The organism is Bacillus sp. J14TS2, from assembly GCF_018333015.1.
Classification (GTDB): domain Bacteria; phylum Bacillota; class Bacilli; order Bacillales; family Bacillaceae_C; genus Lederbergia.
Map to the genome: position 1 here is coordinate 295382 of NZ_BORE01000002.1, position 17289 is coordinate 312670.

The 17289-nt window shown below is 38.4% G+C and carries 11 protein-coding genes and 1 pseudogene; all 12 read right to left on the reverse strand.

From position 1 onward, the window contains the following. Positions 1 to 133: 133 nt before the first annotated feature. A complete protein-coding gene (argF, locus tag KI375_RS03985) occupies positions 134 to 1081 on the reverse strand; it encodes an ornithine carbamoyltransferase (protein WP_212972254.1) in 948 nt (315 codons plus the stop codon). Then, on the reverse strand, positions 1081 to 4182 hold the full coding sequence (locus tag KI375_RS03990) for a carbamoyl-phosphate synthase (glutamine-hydrolyzing) large subunit (RefSeq protein ID WP_212972255.1): 3102 nt from the start codon (positions 4180 to 4182) through the stop codon (positions 1081 to 1083). The genes argF and KI375_RS03990 overlap by 1 nt, the downstream gene beginning before the upstream one ends. Next, entirely contained in the window at positions 4166 to 5227 is a 1062-nt protein-coding gene (locus KI375_RS03995; RefSeq protein WP_212972256.1) for a carbamoyl phosphate synthase small subunit, read from the reverse strand. The genes KI375_RS03990 and KI375_RS03995 overlap by 17 nt, the downstream gene beginning before the upstream one ends. Before the next feature lie 74 nt (positions 5228 to 5301). Next, positions 5302 to 6447 carry an acetylornithine transaminase gene (locus KI375_RS04000; protein ID WP_212972257.1) on the reverse strand — a complete coding sequence of 382 codons (1146 nt, stop codon included), beginning with the start codon at positions 6445 to 6447 and terminating at the stop codon, positions 5302 to 5304. After that, entirely contained in the window at positions 6444 to 7229 is a 786-nt protein-coding gene (gene argB / locus KI375_RS04005; RefSeq protein WP_212972258.1) for an acetylglutamate kinase, read from the reverse strand. Before argB ends, KI375_RS04000 begins: the two co-directional genes overlap by 4 nt. A 15-nt stretch (positions 7230 to 7244) precedes the next feature. Then, a complete protein-coding gene (gene argJ, locus KI375_RS04010) occupies positions 7245 to 8474 on the reverse strand; it encodes a bifunctional glutamate N-acetyltransferase/amino-acid acetyltransferase ArgJ (protein WP_212972259.1) in 1230 nt (409 codons plus the stop codon). Between the two features lie 24 nt (positions 8475 to 8498). Beyond that, on the reverse strand, positions 8499 to 9533 hold the full coding sequence (gene argC / locus KI375_RS04015; protein ID WP_212972260.1) for an N-acetyl-gamma-glutamyl-phosphate reductase: 1035 nt from the start codon (positions 9531 to 9533) through the stop codon (positions 8499 to 8501). 272 nt (positions 9534 to 9805) lie between these two features. Further along, positions 9806 to 12253: a DNA topoisomerase IV subunit A gene (gene parC / locus KI375_RS04020; protein WP_212972261.1), complete on the reverse strand. Its 2448-nt coding sequence runs from the start codon at positions 12251 to 12253 to the stop codon at positions 9806 to 9808. Beyond that, positions 12250 to 14235, reverse strand: coding sequence for a DNA topoisomerase IV subunit B (parE, locus tag KI375_RS04025; RefSeq protein ID WP_212972262.1), 1986 nt, complete (start codon positions 14233 to 14235; stop codon positions 12250 to 12252). Before parE ends, parC begins: the two co-directional genes overlap by 4 nt. 551 nt (positions 14236 to 14786) lie before the next feature. Further along, positions 14787 to 15200 (reverse strand): CoA-binding protein, encoded by a 414-nt coding sequence (locus tag KI375_RS04030; protein ID WP_212972263.1) that lies wholly within the window; start codon positions 15198 to 15200, stop codon positions 14787 to 14789. A gap of 318 nt (positions 15201 to 15518) precedes the next feature. After that, positions 15519 to 16385 (reverse strand): GNAT family N-acetyltransferase, encoded by an 867-nt coding sequence (locus KI375_RS04035; RefSeq protein WP_212972264.1) that lies wholly within the window; start codon positions 16383 to 16385, stop codon positions 15519 to 15521. A 125-nt stretch (positions 16386 to 16510) separates the two neighbouring features. Further along, positions 16511 to 16738, reverse strand: a pseudogene (locus tag KI375_RS27275) (hypothetical protein). Positions 16739 to 17289 lie beyond the last annotated feature (551 nt).

The window sequence follows — 17289 nt, forward strand, 5'->3', positions numbered from 1 at the left end:
TGAAAAAAGCCTATGATGGGTGAATGTTTAGGTTAAAACGTTAACGTCTCTCTGGATATCATCCATATAACTAAAAAAAGATGAAACCAAGGAATGATTTCATCTTGAAAAAGTTGACCATAAGGCTTTGTTTTTACTCTCCCATCAAAGCAACCATCAACGCTTTTTGCGCATGTAAGCGATTCTCTGCTTCATCAAAGACAAAAGATTGAGAACCATCAATCACCTCTGCTGTTACCTCTTGCCCTCTTTTTGCAGGTAAACAATGAAGAAATATCGCTGCTTTATCTGCGTATGTCATAAGCTCACTATTTACTTGATAAGATTGGAAAGTTTTTAAGCGTACTGCCTCTTCCTCTTCCCAACCCATGCTTGTCCAAACATCCGTATACACGGCATCAGCATGTTGAACTGCTTCTCTAGGGTCATTAGTGACAAGCAAACTAGCCCCAGTCTCTTTGGCGATATTTGCTGTTAAATCAATTATTTCTTGTTTTGGCTCGTATCCTTTTGGAGAAGCGATTGAACAATCAATCCCAAGCTTAGCGCAGGCGATCATTAATGAATGGGCCATATTGTTTCCATCACCGATATAAGTAAGTTTCTGGCCTTTTAGTTCACCCTTTACTTCATATAATGTCATTAAGTCAGCTAATACTTGGCATGGATGGAAATCATCTGTCAAAGCATTGATAACTGGCACATCAGAATGTGCAGCTAATTCCTCTACACCAGCATGCTCATAAGAACGAATCATAATGCCATCAACATAACGGGATAAAACCTTAGCCGTATCAGGTATCGTTTCTCCTCTTCCTAATTGGATATCATTACTGCTTAAAAATAAAGCATGACCGCCTAGTTGATTCATCCCTACTTCAAAGGAAACTCGGGTTCTTGTTGAAGATTTTTCAAAAATCATCCCCAATGTTTTTCCTTTTAAGTAGTGATGGGGAATCCCTTCCTTTTGTAATTTCTTTAACTCAATCGCATTTTCAATTAATTGCGTGATTTCCGCTGGAGAGAAATCAGCTAGTGTTAGAAAATCTCTCCCCTTTAACGAATTGACTGTGTTTTCCATTACATCACCTTCTCTTTTGTCTGTTTGATCTGATGCCATTCATGTAAAGAAACGGGAGGAATGACCTCTGTCTTTATCCCTTTTAGAAATGCAACTAATGTTTCCATTTCTGTGATGACTTTATGCTGTGCTGCGGATGCAGCCATTCTTTTGTTCGCTGCATTCTCTGTGTCTAAGAAGCTGACAAGAATAGAACCTCTACTATTTTTTAACCATTCATTAAAAGGAGCAGCCGTGATGGCAACATCATATTCTTTCAGAATCCCTTGTATATGAGTAAAATCCGCTTCGTTACTATCCACATAGATCGCGGCATTTTGCTGAATGGAATGGCCATCCCAGTTTACGGCCTTCGATAGAGCTTCATCATAACAATAACCAAAAGCAATAACTTCCCCTGTTGATTTCATTTCTGGTGTTAAAATAGGATCTACACCATCAAGCTTTCCTGTAGAAAAAACAGGGTTTTTAATTGCATAATAATCTTGCTTTATCTGTTCATACCTTATAATAGCTTTTCCAAGTAAGATATCAATACATTCTTCAATCAAATTTACACCCGTCATTTTACTAATAATTGGTACCGTACGGGAAGCTCTAGGGTTTACCTCTAATACATACACTTCATCCTTATATAAGACAAATTGCACATTGAAAATCCCTTTAAATCCGAGTTCTTTAGCAATCTTTTCAGCATAATGATAAGCCTTTTGCTGATCTTGTTCAGTAATAGTTATGGGCGGTGTTACCGCCATACTGTCACCTGAGTGGACGCCTGCTTTTTCAATATGTTCAAAAAAGCCAGGAACATAAATATCATGACCATTTGAGAGGACATCTATTTCCATTTCTTTTCCTTTATAATAAGCGTCTAATAGCACAGGATAAACAATTTTATTTAACTGCTTTTGCAAATCTTTTTCTTGTTCGATAATGATCATCCCTTGCCCGCCAATAACATAAGAAGGGCGTAATAATAGCGGGAATCCCACTTCTTTTACTTTAGCCAATAAATCTTCTTCATTGGCTGCGGAAACACCTGGAATATGAGGTATTTGCAGGTGTTGTAACAGTGTATAAAAACGATCACGATCTTCCAAAATATCGATCTGTTCCTGTGAAATAGAAAGGAGTGGCATCCCATTTTCTTCTAAAGCCTGTGCTAAATTAATAGCCGTTTGCCCCCCTAATTGGATAATCACGCCATCAGGTTGTTCGTATTCAAGTACATTAAGTACATCTTCTGTGGAAAGAGGTTCAAAATATAAGCGATCGGCTATTTGGAAATCTGTACTAACAGTACCTGGATTATTATTAATCAGGATTGCCTCATAACCAGCCTTTTTCAAAGCTAAGACACCATGGACTGTGCAATAATCAAATTCAATTCCTTGACCAATTCTTACGGGTCCTGAACCAATGATCGCAATTTTTGGTTTATCCTTCTTCTCGAATGGATCCCCTTCCCCTTTCCATGTTGAATAAAAATAAGGAGCAGCAGCTGGATATACACCTGCACATGAATCAACCATATTATAAACAGGCTGTAATCCTAATGCTTTTTGCTTTAACCGCACCTCTTTTAAGCTTGTTTGCCATGTATGAGCTAACCAAGCATCAGAAAAGCCAAGTCCCTTCACTTTTTGGAAAAAGTCTTTTTCGATTTGCCCTATATCCGTTGCTTTAATTTGTTTCTCCATTTGGACTAAGAAATCAAGATTTTCTAAGAAAAATGGTTGTATCGATGTGGCTTCATGTATTTCTTTCACAGAAATACCACGTCTCATTAATTCTAGAATCGAGAAAAGACGGAGATCATCTGGTAAAAGAATGGATTTCCATAATTCTTCATCCTGGTAATCTGCAAGGCCTTTAAATTCAAGACCTAATGTAGGCATTTCTAATGAGCGAATCGCCTTCTGAAGAGCACCGGGCAAATGACGGTCAATCGCCATGATTTCTCCTGTTGCCTTCATTTGCGTACCCAATTTACGGTCAGCCTCATGAAACTTATCAAATGGCCATCTCGGCATTTTTACCACTGTATAATCGACTACGGGTTCCATACTTGCAAATGTAACACCAGTAACTGGATTGGTTAATTCATGTAACTGATAACCAAGAGATAGCTTAGCAGCCATTTTCGCAATCGGATACCCTGTTGCTTTGGAGGCTAAGGCCGAGGAACGGCTTAATCTTGGATTGACTTCAATTAGATAATATTGGCTAGAATCTGGATCTTGTGCAAATTGAATATTACATCCGCCAATAATTTTTAATGCACGAATAATTTTAACTGCTGATTCATACAAAGTCGCATATTCATCGCTACTTAGAGTTTGCTGTGGAGCAATAACAATCGAATCACCTGTGTGGACACCCACAGGATCAAAATTTTCCATGCTGCAAATAGCAATACAAGTATCATTATCATCACGAATCATTTCAAACTCTAATTCTTTAAAACCAGCAATGCTTTTTTCGATTAAACATTGGGTAATTGGACTAGCCTCTAACCCTTTTTTAACAACGGAGATCAGCTCTGTCTTAGAGGTAACAATTCCTCCGCCACCACCACCAAGTGTATAAGCTGGTCGTATAATAACAGGATAGCCTATTTTGTTAGCGAAACTTATTGCTTCTTCAACAGTATGAATAATTTCACTTTCTGGAACAGGCTCCTTTAACTCATGCATTAAGGCCCGGAATGCCTCTCGATCTTCTCCCTGACGAATCGATTCAGGAGAAGTCCCTAATACCTCAACATTGTTTTGTTTTAGGATACCTGCTTCATATAATTCAACTGTCAAATTGAGCCCGGTCTGTCCCCCTAAGGTTCCAAGAATCGCATCTGGTTTTTCTTTTTCAATAATTCTTTCGATACTTTCCACTGTCATAGGTTCAAAATAAACAGTATCAGCTATTTGTTCATCGGTCATAATGGTAGCTGGGTTGTTATTGACCAATACAACTTTGATTCCTTCCTCTTTCAACGCCAAGCAAGCCTGTGTACCAGCATAATCAAATTCCGCAGCCTGCCCAATCATGATCGGTCCCGAACCAATCACGAGTACTTTCTTGATGTCATTTCGCTTCGGCATACAGCTTTTCCCCTTTACTTTGCTCCAATTGTTGAAAATAAGCGTTTTTTATCAGTGATTCTAATTTAAAATTCGTTCCATCTGGGTGAAATTGATAAGTAGTAATTGGTAAGTCCTTATGAATTAATCCTTCAATATCACCATCTTGAACGGAAAGGAAAGATGGTGTCAATCCTGTCTTCTCTATGTTTTGTAAGGAAATATGATGACCATGATTCTGATTCGTTAAATATACCTGCTGCGAGGAAGTATGAAGGATAGCTTGCTTGAAACCTCTGTGTCCCCATTTCATTTTTTCCACACTTGCTCCAAAGGCAAGAGCGAGGATTTGATGACCTAAACCAAATGCAAGTATTGGATATGATTCCGCTATTTTAGCATAGTCTTCAAAATACGCTTGATAATCAGCAGGATCGCCACATCCTCCAGAAAGAATCACACCATCAGGTTTAAGTTCGGCAATAGTGGAAGCGGAAGTCTCAGCTGAAAGAATCGTAAGTTTGCAATGGAACCCTTTTAGCCAATTGAGTAATGACTTTTTAATCCCAAAATTAAGGACGACTAGATTCGTTTTTCCAGTCGGATTTAACACTTTTGTCTTTTCGTGGCTTATCGACTTCTGATCGTCGAGTGCGGATGCTAGATGATGGTGATCAGCTGTCATTTCAGCAGCCATTTCTCCATCCTTTAATAACTGCTTAATGATTGTGCGTGTATCCATTCCACTCATAATCGGGATTCCTTTTTCATTAAAAAACGCAAGCCAGTTATTCTCCGCTTCGGAAAGACCAAAGATTTCCTGTTGAATGATTAAAGCGCTCAACTGTAAATCATCACTTTCACATTTAGCGGGATCGAAATGGGAATGTAGCACTCCTGGATAAGTAGCAACTACAATTTTCCCTTTTGTCTCCGGATCAGTCATAAATTCTAAAAAATTACCCATTCCTGTATAAAAAATGACTTCCCCTTTACAATGGGACACATCTCCGTGCCATTGGCCGGTATATTGCTTATGATTTTCTAATTGAATTACACCTTTCATTCATACCGACTCCTCTTGTATCTTTATAGTTATATATGAATTTTTATACATTTTATTTCAAAAAAATATTTACTTTATACAGTTTGCAGCAAAGTTTTCTTCATTGTCTCAATCGCTTGATCAATCTCCGGTTTTGTTACCGTTAATGGGGGTAGAAAACGTAAAACATTCGGTCCAGCGTTTAACACAATTAATCCATTTTTTCTTAGTTCAGCCATGAAAGGAGCCACCTCTTGCGAAAACTCAATTCCAAGCATAAGGCCCTTATGACGTATACTTTTGAAGGCATCACAATGAGAGAAAGCCTCTTCTAATTTATCCGCCAGATACTCACCTTTTTTCGTCACTTCTTCGAGGAACTTTTCTTGAAAAATAAGCTGAAGTGTCTTCTTAGCTGCAGACATTGCCAGCGGATTACCGCCGAAAGTGGAACCATGGCTACCTGGTGGAAAAGCTGCTTTTAAATTTTCCTTCCCAATCATAGCGCCAACGGGAATACCATTTCCAAGCCCCTTCGCTGAGGTAATGATATCTGGGGAAATGGAGTAATGTTGATAAGCAAATGGTTTTCCAGTTCTCCCAATTCCGGTTTGTATTTCATCTATAATTAATAAAGCACCATATTTTTTACATAATTTTTCTACATCTTGTAAAAATTCTGCTGTAGCTGGGTGAACGCCACCTTCACCTTGAATTATTTCAAGCATAACTGCCGCTGTTTCTTGATCGATCTCTTTTTCCAACGCTTCGCTATTGTTGAAAGGCAGATGAACAAAGGTTTCTAACATGGTTCCAAAGCCTTGCTTCACTTTGTCTTGTCCGGTTGCGGCCATTGTCGCAAAAGTACGTCCATGAAAAGATTGCTGAAATGTAATCACTTTTGATTTCCCTGTATATTTCCGAGCTAATTTTATCGCCGCTTCATTGGCTTCAGCCCCGCTATTACAGAAGAAAACGGCATCTCCGTCTGAGAATGTTGTGAGCTGCTCTGCCACTTCCTCTTGCAGAGAGCTTTTAAATAAATTGGACATATGCCATAATCGATTGGCCTGTTTCGTTAACGCCTCTACAACTTCTGGATGGCAATGACCTAAGTTGCAAACCCCGATGCCAGATGTAAAATCCAAATACTCCGTCTTGTTTATATCAACAACAGTCGTACCCTTCCCAGATACTAGTTCTAAATCCCAACGTCCGTAATTTTCAAATAAATCGGTCATCCGAAGCTCACCACTTTCTCTTCTTTTAAAATCGTCGTGCCAATAAAATGTCCTTCTCTATATAAAGGTGTTTTCCCACTGACAATCATTACTCGATTCATTCCACCTTCAAGACTTTTAAGAGCGGCTAATACTTTAGGGATCATTCCACCCGTAATCACGCCTTCTTGGATAAGTGTTTGAACTTCATTTTGAGAAACAGTCTCCATAACTTGTTTATTCTTTAAAATACCTGGTACATCTGTTACGAATAAAATTTTGTCAGCATTCATAGCTACCGCAATGGCTGCCGCCGCAGAGTCCGCGTTCACATTAAAATATTGATTGGAATTTTCACTAATCGCGATCGGTGAAATGACAGGAACTAGATCCATAGATAGTAAATTTAATAGAAGCTCACGATTAATGGACGTTACTTCACCAACAAAACCAAGCTTCTCAAAATCCTTCGCTTCCGCTTGGATTAAGCCACTATCAGATCCCGTCATCCCAATGGCAGAAATCCCATTTGCATGCATTGAACGAACAATTTTATTTGTAATACTTCCCGATAGAACCATTTCTACAACTTCCATGACTTCCTCTGTCGTTTTTCTTAAGCCGTTAATAAACTCTGACTGTATCTGTAAATTCTCCAGTAAGCGATTAATAGCAGGTCCACCACCATGGACGATAATCGGTTTAAATCCGTGCTCTTGCATTTTTTTTATATCCATAAAGAATTTTTCAGACAGGTCATCAATCATGCTGCCACCGCATTTGATGACAATAATTTTTTTCATTTTGATTCCCTCCAATTACGTGCGGTAACTAGCATTGATGCGGACATAATCATAAGTAAGATCACAGCCCCATGCTTTACCAGAACCATCTCCCATATTTAAATGAATCGTAATTTCTACCTTTTCATTATTTAAATACTGACTTAATTGTTCTTCGTTGTAATGAGCTGGCTCACTTTTTTCAAGTAATGCATATGGTCCAATTTCTATGTCAATGGCATGAGGATCTAATGTAATCCCGCTTCTTCCAATCGCCATCATTAAGCGTCCCCAATTCGGATCAGAGCCATAGACCATTGTTTTAACTAAGTCAGAGCCGACTACTGTCTTAGCGCACTTTCCAGCATCGCTAGAAGTCATTGCTCCATGCACTTGTACTTCTATTAACTTTGTTGCCCCTTCTCCATCTTTCGCAATCATAATCGCAAGATCTTCACAAACTTGCTTCAATAATTGCTTGAAGGTTTCCCACTCATCATGAGCAGGTGAAAGCGTATGATTGTCAGCTAAACCATTTGCCATGACAAGCACCATATCATTTGTCGATGTATCACCATCGACTGTGATACGGTTAAAGGTTTCATTCGTAATGTCTCGGAGCGCTGTTTGCAAATGTTGATGAGGGATATTGGCATCTGTCGTAATGAATCCTAGCATCGTTGCCATATTAGGCGCGATCATTCCAGAGCCTTTCGCCGATCCTCCCATTGTAATCTTCTTACCATCAATATACGTTTCATAACAAGTCGATTTCATACAAGTATCCGTTGTTAAAATAGATTCATTAAAGTCATAAGCTGCTTGATTCGTTTTTTCTGGTGTTATCTTCTCAATTCCAGAAATAATTTTATCCATCGGCATTTTTTCGCCGATTACTCCAGTCGATGCAACTGCAACGAAATGCTCTTGAATGGAAAATCGTTCAGAAACAGACGTTCTCATCGTTTCAGCATCTAAATATCCTTGCTTTCCCATACAAGCATTTGCGTTCCCGCTATTAATCACGATTGCCTGAATTTTACCTTCTTTAGCAATACTTTCTTTTGTAACAAGAAGAGGAGCAGCAATAATTTGATTCAATGTATAAACAGCAGCAGTCTCTGCAGGAACCTCACTATATAAAACTCCTAAATCATTCCTTTTATACTTTACCTTCGTGTGAAGGCCAGCAGCAGAATAACCCTGAGGTGATACAATGCTCCCCTCTGTTACTTTTGAAATTGGCTGTTTACTAGCTACATTCATTTTGAACACTCCTCTAAAACTAGTCTATGGATATACAGGACTAAACTGAAGTCCTAAAGTTTCATCAAACCCAAACATGATATTTGCATTTTGAACTGCTTGACTCGCAGCCCCTTTCATTAAATTATCAATCACCGAAACAATGGTGACCCTGGAAGTTCGTTCATCGAAATCTATCCCGATATCACAGAAATTAGAACCTGCTACTTCTTTAGTTGTGGGAAAAGTCCCTAGCTTTCTTAGCCTCACAAAAGGTTCATCAGCATAAGCCTGTTGGTAGAGCTCCCAAATTTCGTTCTTTGTTACTTTCGTATCTATATTTCCATATATTGTCGCCATAATTCCCCTTGTCATTGGAACTAGATGGGTCTGAAATGTAATCGGAGATTCGTAACCCAAGTTTCCTAGCATTTGTTCAATTTCTGGTATATGTTGATGTTGATTCACTTTATATACTTTCAAGTTTTCATTTAATTCGCTGTATATAGTAGCTAAGCTTGCGGATTGCCCAGCACCAGAAACACCTGATTTTGCATCGATGATGATTGAATTTTCCGTTAACAACTTTTCCTGCACTAGTGGTGCAAGGCCTAATATCGTAGCTGTAGGGTAACACCCTGGATTTGAAATAAATCTCGCACCCTTTGCTTTCTCCCGATTTAGTTCTGGTAATGAATAGACAGCCTCTTCAAGCCAAAATGAATTAGCTGCTTCTTTCTTATACCATTGTTCATATTCAGCTTGGTTTTTGATCCGAAAATCCCCAGATAAGTCAATGACTGAACAGCCATTTTCCACCAGTTGCGGTGCTAATTTAGAAGCGATTCCCGATGGAGTGGCCAAGAAAATTAAATCTGTTTCTTTCGCCATTTTTGCTGGATCAATCTCTTCTAACTTTTGTGGGATTAGTCCAGTTAAATGAGGATAATGTTCTTCTATATTCTTCCCATGCTGGGATGATGTGTATAAAGAGGTAATCGAGAATTCTGGATGTACCTGTAAAATCCTCAGTAATTCCGCTCCACTGTAACCTGTCGCACCCACAATGCCTATTTTCATTGATTTCACTCCTATGAATTCGTCCATAACTGTATATTTAGAGTATAACTTTTCATACTCATATTCATCTAATCAGTGTCTTTATCAAGTTAATCTTTAAGGTTTATTGGATATTTATTATTATACTGTGAATAAAAATAAATACAATAGTATATTTATAACTTTCTTGAAAAAATTAAATTTTTTGCTTTATCCCTTTTTAATCAAATGATAAAACAGAAAAAGACATCAAGTACATTCTATCCCTGTACTTGATGTCTTTATTGTCTGAATCATTCATTATTATTGTTGTTGGTTGTTTTTTTATAGAGAAGGGTCGCTTTCCCGTCTGTTTTCTCATCGATTATAAAGGACCCATTGGAGTAGCGGTCATTAAATCTAAGAGTAGATACCAGAATAGTTTCTTCTTTTCCGTTTTCTGTTCTTACGATAAGCTCATCTTGCTCCTCTACGGCCTTCATACCAATCAAACGATGCGGGTTATTCTTTAATTCTCTTAATGTGACGAGGCCGCGTTTCGCTCGTGCCGCCCGCTCAAACTCGGAGAGACGCATTTTCTTAATCGCTCCTCGGTGAGTGACAATACAGATTGCTTTTCCAGTTGGAGAACCATCTATTGAGATAGGTTCCGCTCCAATGACGAAATCTCTCTCTTTTAAGCTAATTGCTTTAACACCTGCCGCTCTTGGTCCAATGATCCCTACTTCCGATTCAGGATACCAAAGAACATAACCAAAGTGGGTCGCAAAGATAAGATCTTGCTGGCCATCTGTTAAAAAGATGTCAATTAACTCGTCTTGCTCTTTTATATTAATGGCAACAAGCGGCTTTGAATAGCGCATTGCTTTATAGGCGGCAAGTGAACTTTTCTTCACCATTCCCTGTTTCGTTACAAAAACAAGGTTGATTGCTTCCTCAAATTCTTTTACATGAAGGACTTTTACAATTTCTTCATCGCGTTCGATGGGAATGAGAGAAGCTATATGTTGTCCCATATCTTTCCACCTAATATCAGGTAATTCATGCACAGGGAAATATAAATAATTCCCTTTATTCGTAAAGATTAATAACGTATCTGTCGTATTTACTTCTTGTTGCAATAGCAGACGGTCCGTTTCTTTCATAGCAAGTTCTTGACCATTAGAAGCCGCGAAGGAGCGGAGACTTGTTCGCTTAATATATCCTTCTTTTGTGACAGTAGCGATCACATCTTCACTTGGGATCATGACCTCAAGATTGATCTTAATCTCAGAAATCTTTTCTTCAATAACGGTTCTTCGTTCATCTTGATACTTCTTTTTGACTTCCTTCAATTCTTTTTTTATAACAGATAATAATTTCTTATCACTTTCAAGAATAGCTGATAACTGGCTAATTGCTTTTAGTAATTCTTCAGCTTCAGCTTGTAAAGCCGTAACATCGGTATTGGTTAGTCGATAAAGCTGTAACGAAACAATCGCTTCTGCTTGCTTTTCGGTAAAGGCAAACTTGGCGATTAAATTATCTTTTGCATCCCGTTTATCCTTAGAAGCTCTAATTGTGGCAATCACTTCATCTAACACGGAAAGTGCCTTCATCAGTCCCTCGACGATATGATGCCGTTCTTTCGCTTTTTCAAGATCGAATCGAGAGCGATTTGTAATCACTTCTTTTTGATGAGCAATATAGGCATCCAACAACTGGCAAAGCCCCATTAGTTTAGGTCGACGTTCGTCAATTGCCACCATATTAAAGTTATAATTCACTTGTAAATCACTATTTTTGAACAAGTAGTTTAAAACACTTTCTGAATCAGCTTCTTTTTTTAATTCTATTACAATTCTCAAACCAGTTCGATCTGTTTCATCTCGGACCTCAGCAATCCCTTCAAGTTTACGATCAATCCGGAATTCATCCATCCTTTTTACAAGACTGGCTTTATTGACGTCATAAGGGATTTCTGTAATGACGATTTGATCTTTTCCTCCCCGAATCGTTTCAATCTCCGTCTTCGCTCTAACAATAATTCTACCTCGTCCAGTTTCATACGCCTTTTTTATACCATCTACCCCTTGAATGATTCCTCCAGTTGGAAAATCAGGGCCTTTAATTACCGACATTAAATCTTCGACTTGAGAAGTTGGTTTTTCCATGCGCATGATCACTGCATCAATTACCTCCTCAAGATGATGCGGTGGGATTTCCGTTGCATATCCGGCAGAAATTCCAGTAGATCCATTAACAAGTAAATTTGGAAAACGAGCTGGGAGGACAATCGGTTCCGAAGAGGTGTCATCAAAATTAGGGACAAGATCGACTGTTCGTTTTTCAATATCTCTTAAAAGCTCTGAAGAAACTTTCGATAATCTTGCTTCTGTATAACGCATTGCCGCAGCTGGATCTCCATCCACACTTCCGTTGTTTCCGTGCATATCAACAAGCATATTACGAACTTTCCATGACTGACTCATTCTCACCATCGCATCATAAACAGAAGTATCACCATGTGGATGGTAATTCCCAATGACGTTCCCGACTGTTTTAGCTGATTTCCGAAATCCTTTTTCCGCCGTATTTCCTTCCATATGCATCGCATATAGAATACGCCGTTGAACCGGTTTTAAGCCATCTCGGGCATCCGGTAATGCACGATCTTGAATAATATATTTACTATACCTGCCAAAACGATCGCCAATGACTTCTTCTAGTGCTAAATCTTGAAACTTTTCTTGAATACTCACGATACCTCAGGGCCCCCATCTACCATCAAATTATCATTTTCTAAAATACTTTGATCTTCTTCCAATCCAAATTGAACATTGTTTTCAATCCATTTTCGGCGTGGTTCTACCTTATCCCCCATCAAGGTTGTCACTCTTCTTTCAGCACGGGCAATATCATCAATTCGAACACGAATAAGTGTCCTTGTATCTGGATTCATTGTTGTCTCCCACAGTTGATCGGCGTTCATTTCACCAAGACCTTTATAGCGTTGGAGCATATATCCTTTCCCAACCTTTTGAATGACACTATCCAATTCTTCATCTGTCCAAGCATACTCAATCTTTTCCTTTTTCCCGCTCCCCTTGCTTACTTTATAAAGAGGCGGGAGAGCGATAAACACTTTCCCTGCTTCCATTAATGGTTTCATATAGCGATAGAAAAATGTCAGTAATAATACTTGAATATGAGCTCCATCTGTGTCAGCGTCCGTCATAATCACAACTTTATCGTAATTTATGTCTTCTAAATTAAAATCAGGTCCGACACCGGCACCAATCGTATGAATAATGGTGTTAATCTCCTCATTTTTAAAGATATCTTGTAGCTTGGCTTTTTCTGTGTTGATGACTTTCCCACGCAAAGGGAGAACAGCTTGAAACTTTCGATCCCGACCTTGCTTAGCTGATCCCCCCGCGGAATCACCCTCCACTAAATAAAGCTCATTCTTTTGTGGGTTACGGGACTGAGCAGGCGTTAACTTCCCTGAAAGAATGGCTTCCGTTTTACGGCGTTTTTTCCCACTACGTGCTTCTTCTCGAGCTTTACGAGCCGCTTCTCGTGCCTGAGAAGCTTTGATGGCTTTTTTCGTCAATAATGCACTCACATCATGATTTTCTGCCAAAAAATAGGATAAATGTTCAGAGATCACTGTGTCTACTGCTGATCGTGCTTCTGCGGTTCCGAGTTTTCCTTTTGTTTGACCCTCAAATTGCAGTTTTCCTTCTGGAACTTTAACTGAAACAATAGCAGCCAATCCTTCCCTGATATCTGTTCCCTCAAGGTTCTTATCTTTTTCCTTTAATAATCCTGTTTTTCTGGCATAGTCATTAAACACTCTTGTCATAGCAGCCCTGGTTCCTGCTTCATGAGTGCCCCCATCCTTCGTTCTAACATTATTGACAAACGATAGCATATTTTCGGAAAAACCATCATTAAATTGAAAGGAAAATTCTACTTCAATTTCATTCGCTTCGCCTTCAAAATAAGCAACCGGGTGCAGCCTATCTTTATCTTCGTTTAAATATTCAACGAAAGCTTCAATTCCATTTTCATAGAAGAAGACATCTTTTTGATCAAAGCGTTGATCCTTAATCTCAATCCTTAATCCCTTTAATAAGAAAGCAGATTCCCGTAATCTTTCACATAAAGTATCGTAATTAAATTCTGTCACACTAAAGATACTTGGATCTGGTTTAAAGTGGATTTTTGTCCCAGTTTGTTTCGTTGTTCCGATTTTTTCTAGCGTTGTTTCCGGTTTACCACCTTGATGAAATCTTTGCTCGTAAATAAAGCCATCGCGTTGTTTTATCGTGACAACCAACCACTCTGATAAAGCATTTACCACAGAAGCACCTACTCCATGAAGTCCTCCGCTTGTTTTATAACCACTTTGTCCAAACTTTCCTCCAGCATGTAGCACTGTAAGGATGACTTCTGTTGTCGGCCTCCCAGTATGATGGATCCCAGTGGGCATCCCCCGTCCTTTGTCTTCTACAGTCACACTCTGATCATGATGAAGTGTAATCGTAATTTCGTTTCCGTAGCCCGCTAACGCTTCATCAACAGAATTGTCTACAATCTCATATACGAGGTGATGCAAACCACGTGCATCCGTTGACCCTATATACATCCCCGGGCGTTTTCTAACAGCTTCTAATCCTTCTAATACTTGTATAGAATCATCATTATATGCAAACTCTTTATTTTTAAGATCGGTCACACAAACTTCCCCTTTCAAAACTGCACAAATAATTGCAAAGGACTTAATTTCTATGCCTTCACAAAAACGTACGTTCCCTTATCTATCGTACCATAATAGAACACATATGTCTTATAATATAACTGAATGATCGATTTTGGCAAATTACTGTAGCATTCGATGGACTCCTTTATGTAAAAAAATAAGCGCCACTCTGCGCTTATTTTGTGGTTAGCGTACTATAAAATTCTTGGCTTGTGGATAAAAGTTCTTTTGTCTCCAGCTCCAACACCTAGCCCTAAGAAGCCCTCAGGATATGAGTTCGTCAGCGAAGACATGCGGATGCGGCGACCTTAGCTGATGTTCCTCTTAATAACCTGGCCAATAAAAGTCATAAACGAGCTTTTATTCGCTCAGAACATTCGCTTGTCGGAAGCCCGTTCTATGCGGGAAAGAATAGCGTTGGGACAAACAGGATGTCCGAGTGCAGACAAAGTGTCAGGACGCCGTAAGTCTGCCGCCATGAGGGCATGTCATTAGACGTTCTAATTAGATCAAGCCTTGCAATTTGTTCATTTTGTCATTGCATGTTCCACTTTAATACAGCGGTTCATGATAACGGTATATCCTTTGTTTGTTAAAAAGTCAAAAGCTTCTTGGTTCTCAATGCCAAGTTGGGCCCAAAATACATCAGCATCAATCTCGTCAAATTCTTTGGCAAGTTCTGGTAAGTATTCTGGTCGTCTGAAAATATTTACGATGTCAACATGTCCATCGATCTCTCTTAAAGAAGGTACAGCTTTTATGCCAAAGACCTCATCTACTGTAGGATTGACTGGAATGATCTCATAACCAGCATCCTTCATTGCTTTGGCTACAGAATAGGAAGTACGACTTGGTTGTTGACTTAACCCTACAACAGCGATCTTTTTTGCCTTATGGAGAATTTCAGCGATTTGCTTGCGGTCTGGATTCTGAATGGACATACATAACCTCCTCAGCATTATTCGTATTATCTAAATGTTAATTTAATCCTCATAAAGATTCAAGTGAAAGCGCCTATAAGAGGTAATACTAGCTAAGCTGACACCATAGGGGAATGTCAAGTTTATAATCCTCTTTGAGTTAAATACTTTCGATACACATATCCCCATCCTGTTTTGGATGAGGGCAAAATAACGTTTCATTAGCAATAAAGACGTTTGAAAATCAAAGTTTTATACAATAAATGCTCCCGATTGTTGAGTTTCTTTTTCGAAAACCGCATTTCCATATCGTAGGTATAAAGGGTGTCCAATCTGGCTCTATTTTAAACGATGAAATGATTTTGTTTGAGCGAATTGTTTAAAACCAATTGACTTGTAAAGCTCATATGCATCTGGGGAAGTACAAACAACAACTGCTGTTTTTGCCCCCTTTTCACTCAACGCATTGAGAGCAAGTTTGCTGACTGAACTGGCTAACCCCATTCTCCTAAATCTCGGATTCGTTCCAACAGGTTCCAGTAACCCCACCTTGTTAACTTCATCAAACCAAATTAAACAAGATGCTACAAACTCACCATTCGGGGATTCTATTACCCAATCAAGAGAAGAATCATAAGGATAGGTATTCATAACATTCAAGTAGCTTTCTTCTGTGACTCTAGATTTATGAAATGCAGCCTTATGTACTGCCACACGATTTGTTAAATCCTCAGAACCTTTGATATGGCGACCTTTAAATTTATCTGGTAATTGAACAGGGAATAAACAACTATCCAATGAAATTTTTGTGAGGACTTCTGGATTTTCTGCAAATGGTTTGAATAAAGAATCTTCTAAGGCTGAAATAAGATGTGACTCCGTTTCTAAGACAGTCACTTTTTGCTCATTGGTTTTAGTTATTTTATCAAACCAGTCAATGACATCCTTGGCCACCTCAGGAAAATCGGGATCAACTTGACATATTAACTCACCAGGTTTTTGAATCCATCCCCAAGCAACGGGATTCCCATCCATTTCCCAAATTGCAGTATCCCAATCATCCTCTCGTCCAGCGTGTCGGTAGCGTTGCCAAGCTAGATCGCCTATATGGTAATTAGGTTCCAGTGACCATATAGCTTGTGTGAGTTTCTGCATCCGTTTTAAATCATTTGAATCCTTGTAAGTTCGAATTACAGGTTTACTCATTTATCTAACCTCCTCGAGAATTGTTTCTTTCTACCCTAGTATTCTATTTTAAAATCCATATCAGCATTTATAAATAGAAATAATGACTAGGAAGCAAAGTTACCATAAAAAAACGCTGATTATCTTTAATAAGAAACCAGTGCTAGTTGAATAAATGATTTTTTTAATGTATCTGTTGAAAGTAAATAATCTTGAGCCAGTTGACTAATGGACTTGTCATTATACTATTCATTTATTATATAAGCATTTGTTTCATCATTTTTCTTCCTTCCGTCTAAAAGCGAGACCCATTTTTGATAAGTACATGTTTGTTTCTTTATATAAATCGTTCTACCTTGAACGTATTTTTGAATCTCAACTAAAAGTTATTCAGGTAAAATAGTAGTTGCTTTTACATATTTCACTTTTGTCAGCCCCTTATTTATTTTTGATAATTAAAATAAGGTTGCAAAGCCAAGTATTTTTGATGTAATTATTCAATAGGCGATTGTTTTAATTACTACCAACTCATACAAAGAAACCGCCATTCTAATACTTAGCTTTGCATGAGATCTTGAGAATTTTGTCAATACAAAGTTATTTTGAATTTTTACAACTCTCTTCTTACTTTATTTATCTTTATTAAATAAATTTCAATTTTAATCGAATCCCATAAAGTTAATTACTATTCTACATGAATACGTGAAAACTTTCCTCCAGAATCTGGCCCAATTGCGCAAAAGAGTCGTTGTGGAGAAATGGAATTCCACCAACGGCTTTATTTTTTACGGAAAAGATAGAGAAATTTCAACAAATAGATTGGAAGACCAGGAGATTGCTGTTCTTCCCTGCATTTATTACCTCAATGAGACAATTAAAGTTAAAGACAGTGATGTCGAAAGTTTGAGGTGAACCGTTTCGAGCA

Excerpts from the sequence above, each read along its gene's own strand:
- argB (WP_212972258.1), bottom strand. The coding sequence starts at position 7,229 with ATGAAAAAAATTATTGTCATCAAATGCGGTGGCAGCATGATTGATGAC.
- KI375_RS04035 (WP_212972264.1), bottom strand. The coding sequence starts at position 16,385 with ATGAGTAAACCTGTAATTCGAACTTACAAGGATTCAAATGATTTAAAA.
- argJ (WP_212972259.1), bottom strand. The coding sequence starts at position 8,474 with ATGAATGTAGCTAGTAAACAGCCAATTTCAAAAGTAACAGAGGGGAGC.
- argF (WP_212972254.1), bottom strand. The coding sequence starts at position 1,081 with ATGGAAAACACAGTCAATTCGTTAAAGGGGAGAGATTTTCTAACACTA.
- KI375_RS04000 (WP_212972257.1), bottom strand. The coding sequence starts at position 6,447 with ATGACCGATTTATTTGAAAATTACGGACGTTGGGATTTAGAACTAGTA.
- KI375_RS03990 (WP_212972255.1), bottom strand. The coding sequence starts at position 4,182 with ATGCCGAAGCGAAATGACATCAAGAAAGTACTCGTGATTGGTTCGGGA.
- argC (WP_212972260.1), bottom strand. The coding sequence starts at position 9,533 with ATGAAAATAGGCATTGTGGGTGCGACAGGTTACAGTGGAGCGGAATTA.
- KI375_RS04030 (WP_212972263.1), bottom strand. The coding sequence starts at position 15,200 with ATGTCCATTCAGAATCCAGACCGCAAGCAAATCGCTGAAATTCTCCAT.
- KI375_RS03995 (WP_212972256.1), bottom strand. The coding sequence starts at position 5,227 with ATGAAAGGTGTAATTCAATTAGAAAATCATAAGCAATATACCGGCCAA.